General features: G+C 40.2%; 7 protein-coding genes. 4 read left to right on the forward strand and 3 right to left on the reverse strand.

Annotation, left to right across the window (positions count from 1 at the left end):
• Positions 1 to 638: 638 nt before the first annotated feature.
• The 3 genes from CALSC_RS16090 to CALSC_RS16100 all read right to left on the reverse strand — a co-directional run bounded on the left by CALSC_RS16090 (position 639) and on the right by CALSC_RS16100 (position 5,831).
• The gene (locus tag CALSC_RS16090) at positions 639 to 2,237 is read right to left on the reverse strand and encodes a DUF4335 domain-containing protein (RefSeq protein ID WP_088242325.1); all 1,599 of its coding nucleotides are present in this window, start codon (positions 2,235 to 2,237) and stop codon (positions 639 to 641) included.
• Positions 2,238 to 2,352: 115 nt separating this feature from the next.
• Positions 2,353 to 2,964, reverse strand: coding sequence for a DUF3038 domain-containing protein (locus tag CALSC_RS16095; RefSeq protein WP_088242326.1), 612 nt, complete (start codon positions 2,962 to 2,964; stop codon positions 2,353 to 2,355).
• Between the two features lie 452 nt (positions 2,965 to 3,416).
• A complete protein-coding gene (locus CALSC_RS16100; RefSeq protein ID WP_088242327.1) occupies positions 3,417 to 5,831 on the reverse strand; it encodes an endonuclease MutS2 in 2,415 nt (804 codons plus the stop codon).
• Positions 5,832 to 6,401: 570 nt separating this feature from the next.
• On the opposite strand from CALSC_RS16100, the gene CALSC_RS16105 reads away from it, so the two are divergent.
• The 4 genes from CALSC_RS16105 to CALSC_RS16120 all read left to right on the forward strand — a co-directional run bounded on the left by CALSC_RS16105 (position 6,402) and on the right by CALSC_RS16120 (position 13,233).
• On the forward strand, positions 6,402 to 7,565 hold the full coding sequence (locus CALSC_RS16105) for a GuaB3 family IMP dehydrogenase-related protein (protein WP_088242328.1): 1,164 nt from the start codon (positions 6,402 to 6,404) through the stop codon (positions 7,563 to 7,565).
• Between the two features lie 851 nt (positions 7,566 to 8,416).
• Positions 8,417 to 8,752: a thioredoxin gene (gene trxA, locus CALSC_RS16110; protein WP_088242329.1), complete on the forward strand. Its 336-nt coding sequence runs from the start codon at positions 8,417 to 8,419 to the stop codon at positions 8,750 to 8,752.
• A gap of 438 nt (positions 8,753 to 9,190) precedes the next feature.
• On the forward strand, positions 9,191 to 10,261 hold the full coding sequence (locus CALSC_RS16115; RefSeq protein ID WP_088242330.1) for an LOG family protein: 1,071 nt from the start codon (positions 9,191 to 9,193) through the stop codon (positions 10,259 to 10,261).
• An 806-nt stretch (positions 10,262 to 11,067) separates the two neighbouring features.
• Positions 11,068 to 13,233, forward strand: a complete 2,166-nt coding sequence (locus tag CALSC_RS16120) for a WD40 domain-containing protein (protein WP_088242331.1) — start codon at positions 11,068 to 11,070, stop codon at positions 13,231 to 13,233.
• The last annotated feature ends 127 nt before the right edge of the window (positions 13,234 to 13,360 follow it).

Raw genomic sequence — 13,360 nt, forward strand, 5'->3', positions numbered from 1 at the left:
CTGGACTCAAAATAGTCGCTGATTCAAAATGAGACAGTTAACCCAAAAATTTGTCAAGACTTCAATTTCAACAAATTAACGTTATCGGCAATATGCAGACCAGTTAGAAAATTGGCATATTGTCTGAAATTGTAATGATAATTGTGGTGTGAAACGGGGTGTAATTGCTGAGTTTTGATCATGTTTGCAAGGTATTAGCGGAAAAATACCCTACAGAGTTTGTCAATTCGTTACTTGCAGAAGAATAGACAACAGTTAAGGTACTGAAAGCAGAATTAAGTTTAGAATCCATTCGTGCGGATTCTGTGACATTTTTGCAAACAGCCCAGCGAATTTTACAAAAAATTGGAAGTATTGGGAGAGGAATTGATTGATTTCTATGCGATTTCTGAGCTGGTTACTTTATTAGAACAGTAGGAAAATAGTTAAAAAAGTAACATTAAATTCACTAATCGATTTGTCAATTGTCAGTAGTACGTAAAGTTTATAAGCCTTATCAGTCAATGATTTAAGACTTTAATCCTCTTTTATCACTTTTCTGGAATAATAATGAGGTAACTGTAAAATTGCCGCCCTCTATAAAATCTAAAGAACGACAATTTTTTGTATCTCAAGCTTATTGATTAAATGTTGATTAATTATTCACCTTCTGGCAATGTTTGTACACTACCATCAGGGCGAAGAACAGTTCTAATTCGGATTGATTTACCATTTTTATTAGGAGAAACAAAAGCTTCACCAATCAAAGGTATTCCCGAACGATCTACATAATCTCTGGCAGCTTTATTTAAGGGCTCAATGCGCTCAATTTTTCCATCAGCAGCAACCATTAAGCTATATTCAAGGGCAGTTTTCAAGCTACTTGGTGGCTGCCAACGCTTTTTAAAATAATTACGTGCTTCTGCTATTTGAACTGTATCAAATAATGTACCAGTAGCAACTTTTTTCGGTGGTTGATTACGACTTTGACGCAATCTCGCAACTACTGAACTTGAATTATTTTTACCTGTGATAGCTGGAGGTTTTTTCGCAACAGAATTTATTCCTGGTGCTGACGGAATTGTATTTGGTGGAATTACAGGTTTCTTTAATTGACTACTGTTACTACTGCCGAATATATCACTTAAAGGTTTGCTTCTACTGGTATTTAAATTAGGTGTGTTACTTTGAGCAGGTAATTTTGCTTTATTTTTGGTTGTATTTGGTTGAATAGCAACCGATGATTGGGTAGATGGAATTGTAGTTATACCACCAGGTTTACTGTCAATTTTGCTGCTATTCCCTGGTGGTTTTGTTGCAACTTGTCCTTGGGGTGGTAAGTTAGTACCAAGTTGAGGAGCTGTTGGTACTTTGACAGCCGACGTGGAAGTAGGTAATGGTTGTGCCGATGTTTTAGGTATAACTGAATTAGAACCCGGGGGGTTAATAGAGCTGATTCCTGGCAGTAGTAAGTTATCAGAAGGGCTGAGTCCTGGATTTGGACTAGTAGAAAAATTAATTGAAGGAGTTGTTAATAAGGCTGTTTTATCTTCTGTTTCAGTAGCAGGTTTTTTTTCCGCTGTCTGGATTTTTTGTTGATTACGAGCGTACTGCAATGTCAAGGGAGTTAAACCTGCTGCTATTGCCACTACAGCAGCCACCGGTGCCCATTTAGGGAAGTTTAAAACTGATTTTTTTGCATGGAGATTTGGTAACGCCATGACATCAGCTGAATATTCATCTAAGGCGTTTGCTAAATCAAACAGTTGCAATACACTGAGATTAATTACAGGGTTAGATGCCTGGTTGGCTAAGGAACCAAGAAAGAGATTATGTGTTAAATGGTCGCTTGGTTTTAAATGTATGTTTTCAGATTTTATCTGACTATTTAAAAATGTTAACTGATTATTTTGTTGTGATACTTGCTGGATATCACCATCTTCTGAATCTGAAGATAATTCTAGGGAAGTATCTTTACCGCCACAGGCATTGACCCAAAAGTTTTCTGGTGATTGTTGTAGGCATTCCTGTACATAATTTGTCACCGTTGTACACAAAGCTTCAAGTTGCTCGCGATCGCCACGAATAATTTGCTTTGGTGTTTCTGCTTGTCGCGGATCGTCGAAGCATAGCTCAAAGCGAATTTGTTTGAGGACTGATTTACCCATCCAACGAGATAAAGGCAAATTTTTTGCCAATACTTCTAGGGTACAGGTTGGGGGTGTGTACCGACGAATGACAGAATTTGATAGAGCCATGGCAGAAAGTACAAAAGAGATAAATAGGAAATTTTGGATTGACGGTTAATTAAATAGAAGCTACTAAGCGCCTGTGGATTTGGGATTGTGTGTTGACAATCTCCAATTCCACATCTCAAATCTCCATTTTTGTGGAACGATCTATGAGTGCTAGCCAAAGACGACGGTATCCATTGGGACTACTGTAAAAAAGCAAATCAATCAACAGTTTGAGTGCTAAATTACTCAATTCATCTGTGGAGATTTTGTTGTTCTCCTCCATGCGTTCTTCATAGGTGTTACAGAAAGCATCAATATAGTCTCCTAGTAAAGCTGCATGATGGGGTTCCTGTTGGTTTTCCGCCATCTGCTCTAAAAGAGTCACAGCACGACGAATTAATTCTTGGTGTTGTTTTGCCAAGTAACAAATTATCAGAACCAATGATTGTGCTTCTTCTACATCTAGTTTTTTCCGCCCTCCTTGCCCTTTTCTGAGAGGATTAGACTGACGTAGTCGCCATAACGCCACGCGATCTGGCACTCTGGATTCTAGGTTGAGACTGGTTGCGGCTGAGAGCATTGCCTCTGAACCACTTCCTGTTAAGGTTTCTAGTGCTAACAACACTAAATCTAATTGAGTTTTGATATTATCCCACTGAACAGAATTTGGAGTACCGAGTTTATTTAAATCCTCCCATTGGGAATTGGGAGTAGGTGGATGGGCGGCAGAGTGCATAACTTTTAGCATAGACTATCGGGCCATTGGGGAGTGGTGCTGTTACCCATTTTGAAACCAGACTCTTAAAAGTTCGGCTTGGTTTCCCAAAGCTTAGTAAGTAGCTAGAGGTGACAAGACATAACCATAGGAAACACTTTTTGAGATTGTCTTGGTATCTCTAAAACCGCCATGATTTTTTGAGAACAGCAGATTGTATTTGTCTTACTCTAAGACGAAAACCTATTTTACAAAAGATGTAACTGTGATTAATCTTATACTTTTATTGATTAACTATGGTTATTTTTTTTACTTTGTTTAATTTTCTTTCTCATTCCGTTATTGAAGAATTCAGTCCTGATGAAAAAAATTTTTCACCATCAACGATGAAAGAGGGATCTTTACCCTATCCCCCAACTAACAACTACCAACTCCCAACGAAATAACTAACAACTAACAACTAACAACTAACAACTCCCTCTCTTTCAATCTACATAGGCAATAGTTACTCCTGTTCCCCCATCAGTTTGTGGTGCGGCTTCGTAACGCTTGACTCTGGGATGCTGGCGTAAAAATTCTTGCACGCCTTGCCTTAATTTACCTGTACCATGTCCGTGAATTGCCCAAATAGCCCCTGTGGCTTCAGCAATAGCTTTGTCTAAAATTATCTCTGCATCAGCCACTCGTTTTCCCCGTAAGTCAATTGTATTTTTCGATGTCCGAATAATTAGTACGGGGGTTGGGGTGGGTTCTGTGAGGTTTTTGTCATTTGCTTTATGCTTGGCTATTTCTGATTTCCGGACATTTTGCTCTTTGACGAGAGATTCTGCTTTTTTCCCATCCAAGGACTCAATATCTTCTAGCTGAACCGTCATTTTCATAATCCCCAGGCGGACGTTTAATTCTCCATCTCCATTGGGGGCTGTGAGGACTTCAGCAGTTTGTGCCAGCTTGGGAATCCGAATGCGATCGCCTATTTTGGGAATAAAGCCAATTTTCTCTTTTGGCGGTGGTGGTGGTGTAAATTTGGCAGATATTTTTTCCAGGGCGTTGGTGGCTTTCTGGGCATTTTGGGCTGTTGGTTCCCCTTGCTGTAAACGACGAATTACTTGAGCTATTTCTGCTTTGGCTTGGGCGATCGCTTTTTGGACTGCTATTTCCTGGTCAGCTCGTAATGCCCTTTCTCTTTCCTGTAAGGAGTCGGCTTTGGTATTAACTTCTTGATACAAACGCTCTGCGTGTTGTAATAAATCCTCTGCTTGGGCGGCTTTGGTTTCTTGACTGCGCCGTTGTGCTTCCAAACCAGCAATTACCTGGTTAACTTCGTCTGTTCCTTCTCCCAGTTGGTTTTTTGCCTGTTCAATGACTTCTCCTTTCAATCCCAATCGGCTAGCGATCGCTAAGGCATTGGAACGTCCAGGAATCCCCCATAATAAGCGATAGGTAGGGGAAAGGGTCGTTTCGTCAAATTCAACGGAGGCGTTTTCAAACCGTTCATTTTGATATTTCAAGGCTTTGAGTTCGCCGAAGTGGGTGGTTGCCATGGTTAACTGGGCATTATCTGCCAAGTATTCCAGTAGGGCAATGGCTAAGGCACTACCTTCAGCCGGATCCGTACCTGCACCCACTTCATCTAATAGTATTAAGGATGTATTCTCCTCTGACAATGCCTCGAGAATGCGACTAATCCGGCGAATATGACCGGAAAAAGTGGATAAATTTTGTTGTAGGGACTGTTCGTCTCCAATATCAGCTAATATATGGTCAAACCAAGGTATTTCTACTGGTTCCCTAGCGGGGATAAATAAACCCACCTTGGCCATTAATGCTGCCAGTCCCAAGGTTTTCAGGGTAACAGTTTTACCACCTGTATTCGGACCTGTAATTGTTACAACTCGAATTTCCGGATTAATCCGTAAATCTACGGGAATAACGGCTGACCCTTGTTCGTGGTTTTGCTGCCACACTAATAAGGGGTGGCGTAACTGGCGGAGGTTAATAGTTTCCTGGTCTTGAGGATTTAGCAATCGGGGAGGATTTGCTTCTAACCACAGGCTGTAACGTGCCTTGGCAGTTGCCATGTCCAGGGCGGTAGCAATTGCCAGTAATTTTTCCAAGTCGGGTATTACTTCTGCGATTTTCTCCGTTAAAGAGCGACGAATAGCTTCTTCTTCTACTTGTTCCCGCCTCATTAGCTGCCGCAGTTGATTGCCCATCGGAACTACAGAGCTAGGTTCTATGTAGAGGGTAACACCACTGGTAGAGGTATCATGAACAATACCCGGTATTCTATCTTTGTGGGAGGATTTTACGGGAATGACAAAGCGATCGCCTCTTTGGGTAATGATCTGTTCTTGAACAGCGTTGGCTTTGACTTGTAAAATATTATGTAACTTTTGATTAATTTGAATACGTATTTTCCGCAGGTCTTGCCGGATTTCAGCTAATTTCTGGCTCGCACGATCTGCTACCTGTCCCCGTTCATCTATACAATGGTGGATATCTTGCTCTAATTCCGGATAGGTTCGCAGTTCGGCAACTAACTGATTTAAAATCTCTAAGTCAGGGCGCTCGTTAATGGTTCGTCGCAAGTTTCTGGTACCTGCCAAAGTGGTGGCGATCGCTAATAATTCCTCACCTGTTAAAATCCCTTGCAGCTCTGCTCTTTCTAAGGAATCTCCGATATCTTGAATTCCTTCAAAGGACAACCCATTTAACAGAGTATTATCAAGCTCATATATTTCCTTTGTTTGGGTTAGCAAATACTCACTCTCTGGTTGAGAAGGAGGAATTTGTAAATCCAGCGTCGCCATCGCCCCCAGTTTTGTAGCCGCAAAAGTCGATAAATGCTGGCAGAGGCGATGCCATTCTAATAGTTCTAGTGTTTCAGATTGAATCAAGGCTAAAATATCAAATCTGGGATTTATGCTAACAATTCTGATTGATAAATGGGCAATATTTCAAGTAGGGCAATAATCCCTAGAAAGATGATTATGAAAGAGAGGAATTATTACTCAAATTATATTTGTATTTTTTTTTACAATTAAGTTTATGGGTGAAATTTATTTTTTATACTGTTATTTACTGGATAAATATAAAAACACACATAGGGACATCTTAACATTTTGCAATCAATATAATCAAAAAATATTTATTGACTACAATTATAGATTGGGTGTATTCATTCCCCTGGGGACAAATTACTCGAATACTTCCATAAGTTAGGGAACTCCAAGAAATAAATTACCCAATTTTTGTTACCAAAATGACTTTCCCTCCGTCTGCTCCCTGCTCCCTGACCCCTGCTCCCTGCATTCATAACGATTGATTATTTTTTTATTTAGAAGTCCCTTAGGGAGATAAATATTTGATTAAAAAAAATATTTGCCTAGCTAGAAAAAAGCAATCCAAATCACCCCACAATTTGATACCCTAGCTTAAACAGATTTGAGAATGGGAAGGGTAAGAGCGTGGACATTCAAATTGGGCGGGGCAAAACGGCTCGTAGAGCCTATGGTATTGACGAGATTGCTTTAGTTCCCGGAAATAGAACACTTGATCCGCAATTAGCGGATACCACATGGAAAATAGGTGGTATAGAGCGAAAAATACCAATTATTGCTAGTGCAATGGATGGTGTTGTTGATGTGGGCATGGCTGTACGTCTATCACAACTAGGGGCATTGGGCGTACTGAATTTAGAAGGAATTCAAACTCGTTATGAAAATCCAGAGCCAATTTTAGATCGCATTGCTTCTGTGGGTAAAGACGAATTTGTATCCTTGATGCAAGAACTTTATGCTGCACCCATTAAGCCAGAATTAATTAAACAACGGATTCAGGAAATTAAGCAACAAGGGGGAATTGCCGCCGTCAGTGCAACTCCTGTGGGAGCGAGTAAATATGGTAATGCCATCGCAGAAGCAAAAGCCGATTTGTTATTTGTCCAAGCAACAGTAGTTTCCACCGCTCATCTATCACCAGACTCAGTTACTCCCCTAGACTTAGATCAATTTTGCCAGGAAATGCCCATGCCCGTACTTTTGGGCAATTGCGTGACTTACGAAGTCACCTTGAACTTAATGAAAGCTGGTGCAGCAGGGGTTTTAGTCGGCATTGGCCCTGGTGCAGCTTGTACCTCCCGTGGTGTATTGGGTGTAGGCATACCCCAAGCAACTGCGATCGCAGATTGTGCCGCAGCCAGGGATGATTACTATCAAGAAACTGGTAAATATATACCTGTAATTGCAGATGGTGGTTTAATTACGGGTGGGGATATTTGTAAATGTATTGCCTGCGGTGCAGATGGTGTGATGATTGGTTCTCCCTTTGCTAGAGCCGCAGAAGCCCCCGGTAGAGGATATCATTGGGGAATGGCAACACCCAGCCCTGTACTGCCCCGTGGTACTCGGATTCAAGTGGGTAAAACAGGTTCCCTAGAACAAATACTCACCGGTCCAGCAGGACTTGATGATGGGACTCATAACCTCCTAGGAGCCTTAAAGACAAGTATGGGTACTCTAGGAGCTAAAAATCTCCAAGAAATGCAGCAAGTTGAGGTTGTAATTGCACCTTCCCTTTTAACCGAGGGGAAAGTTTACCAAAAAGCTCAACAATTGGGTATGGGTAAATGAGGAAGTGAAGAAATGTAGATCCTCTGAGAAGGCTTACCCCAGGGTACAGTAGTCCACCACACCAACTTTGCTGGGTAGGAGAAGAGGAGGAGTGTGGGGAGTGTGGGGAGAAAATAACTTTTTCTTTTCATTATTAACCAGGCATAGTTCCCTTGCCAGAGTAGTAGGAGTAAAGGAATCAGAAAGAATTCTTTATGCCTAGTCCACTTGCGCGAAAATCAAGGTACGATCTGGAACTTGTAAAAAGCTTGTAACATCAGCATTCTTGCTTTTCACTTTTCACTTGTTGTCTTAGTGCAACTGGGCGTAAATAGACCAACTATTTACAACTGTTAAAAAGCCTAAATTATAAGCTTTTGACTTCTGCCTTGCAGTACTAGCACTAAGCTAACCTAAAAATTTTGGTTGTAAAGTTTTCTTATAGAAGGATTGCCTTAATCCCAATTATTAATAAATTTTTCCTAGAGACTTCAACAATCACTGGAAAAATTCCATCTGTCGCCTACAATAGAGATAGCGGAGACGCATGTTTCCGTTCACTCCTCACACCACACTCCGCCCGGACTATTGTTCGGGCGGTTCCTTATATGGACTTATTCTAATTTTTGGGTTGATAGCACTCTGACTTTTCCACATACCGTGAAAAGTCAGGACAGCACTACCCACATAGGTTAGGAGATTGTTGAACCCTAAAACCTGCTACTTCAACAATGTCTTAACCTATATGCGTAGTACAATAATATAGTGAAGCTTCTTTGCAGAACTAAATTCTTCACTTGCGAAAGCAGAGGTTTTTGCTATGGTAGAATTTTCACCAAACTTAGAAATATAACAAGCAAAGGTTTGTAGGCATGTCAACAGCCGAACAAGTTACCGACTCGACCTTTCAGAAGGAAGTCCTAGACAGTCAAGTTCCTGTTTTAGTTGACTTCTGGGCACCTTGGTGCGGTCCTTGCCGCATGGTAGCCCCAGTTGTAGAAGAAATTGCTAATCAGTATGATGGGCAGATCAAGGTCGTAAAAGTTAATACCGATGACAACCCAGATGTCGCTAGTAAGTATAATATTCGTAGTATCCCTACGTTAATGATTTTTAAAGGTGGTCAAAAGGTTGATATGGTAGTCGGAGCTGTTCCCAAATCCACATTAGCTAACACCATCGAAAAATATCTTTCGGATGATTCATAATGATTTAAATTGAGGTGGATAAAAATATTGAGAATTGCTGTCCTGATTCTTTACCCATCCTTGAAACATCATTAAGTTGCCAAATAAAAATCTGGAAAGGGACTTCAAGATTACACCTCCGGTTTGGCAGCCAGAGGTGATTTTTTGTCTCAGAAGCGATCGCAGTTAGGTCAAGAGTAAGTAATTACTCTAATTTATTGATTTTATTTTGATATAAATTAATATTTGAAACATTCAAAATTTACAGTCCAGGTAATATCATAATGCGACTGCGCCTGTATTTATTATTACTAACAAGTAAGTAATTTACTCATATACAGCTCAAGCTGATAAATTGAGAAACCATGAGGTATAGATATTTTGGTAATTACTTTGGCATAGTGTCTCTTTTTTGGAGAACCGTAGATGGTACTGGCTCACTGATAACTGATAACTGAAATGACCTCATCGGATTCTTTGGATACATTGGAGTCTTTGCAAGCTGATCTGGCGGAACTAATCGAACGGTTACCGAATTTAAAGCATCAGCAATTAATTCAACAGGCATTATCTACCATATTACGTCTGGCTGGGAATGAAATTGATCGCCTAGACTGGAAGATACTAAGTGCTTCCTTAGCAGATATGGAGCGAGGTTTTGAGCTGTTTTATACTTATCGCCATGTGCGTAAGGTGACAATTTTTGGTTCAGCACGTCTATCTCCAGAAACCCCAGAGTACCAAATAGCAGTTGACTTTGCTCGGGATATTTCCCAATTGGGATTTATGGTGATGACTGGTGGCGGTGGTGGGATCATGCAAGCAGGGAATGAAGGTGCGGGGAGGGAAAACTCTTTTGGATTGAACATTCAACTACCATTTGAGCAGGAAGCGAACCCATTCATAGAAGGCGATCCCAAGTTAATTCACTTTAAATACTTCTTTACTAGGAAGTTGTTTTTACTGAAAGAAAGTGATGCTGTTGCCTTGTTCCCAGGTGGTTTTGGAACCCAAGATGAAGCCTTTGAATGTATGACCCTCAGCCAAACTGGTAAATTTGGTCCAGTACCTGTGGTGTTAATTGACAGTCCTGGTGGAGACTACTGGCGTTCCTGGAGCGAATATATTAATCAAAAATTGGTGAAAACAGGTTTGGTTAGCCCTGAAGACCCCAGTTTATATACAATTACAGATAACTTGTCAGTAGCCTGCAAAGCTATTACAGGATTTTTCCAAGTGTACCACTCCAGCCGTTATGTGGGCGATCGCTTAGTTATTCGGTTAAAGACTGAGTTATCACCAGCTGAAGTCGAACAACTAAATGATAATTTCAGCGATATTTTGGTTAAGGGGCGAATTGAAACCAGTCAAGCTTTACCCCAAGAAGGACAAGATGAAACCTCCCAACTACCCCGCTTACTTTTGTACTTTAATCAACGGGATTTAGGTCGTCTGTACCAGTTAATTGCAGCTATTAACAAAATGGGTACTACCTCAGCAGAAGTTAAGGCTCATCCAGAACTGAAATAAGGTGCTTCACTAACAAATAGAATCCGGTAGTAAGGATAGCCTGGAATTAAGACTCCCATGCCTAGATGTAGGGGATAGGAGATAGGGTGTAGGGAATCCCATACTTAGGGCTTGCTGTTCGCGGAGCGTGCCGTTAGGCATAAAAGTCTTTTGGTGGGGGTAGGGAGTAGGGAGTAGGGAGTAGTTCCAGTCTCTTTATTTCTATTCTTTTTGCCAGAAAAAATAACAGATGCAAGGATTTTAAACCTAAAATCCTAATTTCCTTGCACGCCCTTCCTCAATAAAATAACCTCAAAGCATTGATAAATCAATATTTTCAGTTATTCAGCAGACCCTACTTAAAAGCAGGGGTTTATTTCTAAGGATGCCGTGTTTCTCTTACTATGTATCTCGAAACATATTTTTATCTGATTTTCATACTTGAAAGTAAGGGCTTGTACTCAGCTTTCGGGGCTAATTCTTCTCCTACACCTACCCTGTTGGCGCAGCCACTCTACAAAGGCTAGAGGCTTGGTCAGCAGAATTTTGGATTTTGGATTTTGGATTGTGAAATAGTTTCTGGGTCAGCTTTTGAGTAATTCATGGGCAGCAATTATTTTTCATATTGGTATTACTCTACAAAATAAATTATCCAATTTCTGCAATCAACTCTTCCTCTGTTGATTTTTATGAGAAATTTTCTGGTGGCTAATAGAATTTAAAGTCCAGATTGTAGTGGTTTATAACTGGAATATAAATCATAGCCCTCACAACCACGTTGCGCGATTCAGCTATTCTCTCCCAGCAGCAAGTATAGCATTTTACTTATGACCAAAACCCACTGGCTAGAAATTAGCGAATATGTATCTTTATATGCTGCCGCCCTAGGAACTTTAGCCGCCGCCGCAACTCAACAGGTTGTTTATGCAGCCGCGCCTCTAACTGTTGCTATTGGTTTAAATATAGCTAACCGAGAACGCTGGAAACAATTACAAGAAAGTCAACAGCAAGCAGCGATTTATCAAGTTGATATGTTGATTGATCCCTTAAGACAACGTTTAGATAACTTTGATAATTTAACTCAAAATTTGAGTCAAACTACCCAACAACAATTAGAACGATTACAACAAAGGCAACAATTATCTAGTGGAAAAACTGCTGAAGTGGCTAGCATTAATATAGATGCCCTGAAACAACAAATTCATAACCATACAGAACAACAAATCGCAGTAATTAGACAACAAATCGCCCAAATTGATACTTTTACTCAACAATTGAATTCTGGCACCCAAAAGCAATTAGATGTTCTCAAACAACAGTTAAACACCAATAGTCAAAAGCCAGGAGAACAAACTGTAAATCTGGAAGCCTTTAATCAGCGAGTAGGACAACTTGATGCCCGCATACAGCAATTGAATAGAAATACCCAGCAACAAATTCAAGCCATGCAACAAGGGCAACAAAATATCAATATAGAAGCATTTAATCAGCGAGTAGGGCAACTCGATAACCGTATACAAATTACTCAACAACAAATTCAAGCACTACAAAAAGGGCAACAAGGCTTGAATATGCAAGTGATCAATGAGCGTATGGCACAACTTGATGCCTTGATTCAACAATTGAGTCGAAGTACTCAGCAGCAAATTCAAACCTTACAACAAGGAATAAGAGGAACTAATAGTCAGGGTAATCATGAACCAACTACTCAAATTAATGCCCAAATACAGCAACAAATAGAACCTCTGAATCAGCGACTATTACAGCTAAATACTTATACTCAAAATTTAGGTATAAGTACTCAAAGGCAGTTGAATGAATTTAAAGCTGCGATCGCTCAATTCCAAAATCAGATGCAGGGAATTGTCCCATCTGTACCACCACTGGAACCAAGTACCCAAATCAAAGCAACTTCACCGCCAGCAAAACCTCAATCGCCTGTACAGCAGAAATCACAGCCATCTGAGCTCCTAACGGTTATTCCCAAACCACAAGTACCAGTACCAGTAGCAACGAAACCAAGCTCACCTCCCACACCACCACCTCCTCTTACTTCCAATACTGCTACACCACCAGTTACACAGAAGCATAGATCCATACAAATATTACAAGGACATACTGAACGTGTAATGTCCCTTGCTTTTAGTCCCAATGGACAAACTCTAGCTAGTGGTAGCGATGATCGAACTATTAAAATTTGGCAACTATCTCAATTGAATCAACAACCAATGACAATTACAGCACCTGGAAAGGTAAAAGCTGTAGTTTTTAGTCCCGATGGTAAGGTATTAGCCAGTGGTGGTGATGATCAAAGTGTGAAACTATGGGATACAGTTACAGGTACAGAAATTTACACACTTACAGGGCATAAAGGCACAATTTATTCTCTTGCTTTTAGTCCCGATGGCAAAACCTTGGCTAGCAGCAGTCAAGATGAAACTATTAAGCTTTGGTCTTTAGATATTTACAAAGAAATCAATACTCTGAAAGGACATATGGATGAAGTTTTATGTGTTACTTTCAGCCCAGATGGTGAAATTATTGCCACTGGTGGTGGTAACAAGGATCGCACGATTAAAATTTGGTATTTAAATCAAAGTAAATTTCTGACTCTCAAAGGACATAGTAATTCTACAGCAGGTATTGACACTGTTGCTTTTAGTCCAAATGGCAAAACTTTAGCTAGTGGTAGTCAAGATAAAACTATCAAATTATGGGAGACAGAAAGAGGGAAAGAAATTTATACATTAAATGGGCATACTGATGATGTTTTTACTATTGCTTTTAGTCCAAATGGTAAAACCTTAGCTAGTGGTAGTTACGACAAGACTATCAAGTTCTGGGAAGTAGATACAGGTAGAGAAATTAAGAGCTTTACTGAAAATAATGGTGTAGTTTATTGTCTGGCATTTAGTCCAGATGGCAAAATTTTAGCTAGCGGTAATGGGAATAAAACAATTCTTCTTTTACCTTTTGATATGTTCCAAATTTAACCTACTGCTTTTCCAGAATTTTGCAGTGTATGGCACTACCAAAGCACGTTAGGACATTTTTGAAGCACCAAACATATGAGCAGTAAACTTATTACTTGCGCGTAGCGCTATAATTGAACCCTTAAAT

Source organism: Calothrix rhizosoleniae SC01, assembly GCF_900185595.1.
In the GTDB taxonomy this organism is placed as follows: domain Bacteria; phylum Cyanobacteriota; class Cyanobacteriia; order Cyanobacteriales; family Nostocaceae; genus Calothrix_A; species Calothrix_A rhizosoleniae.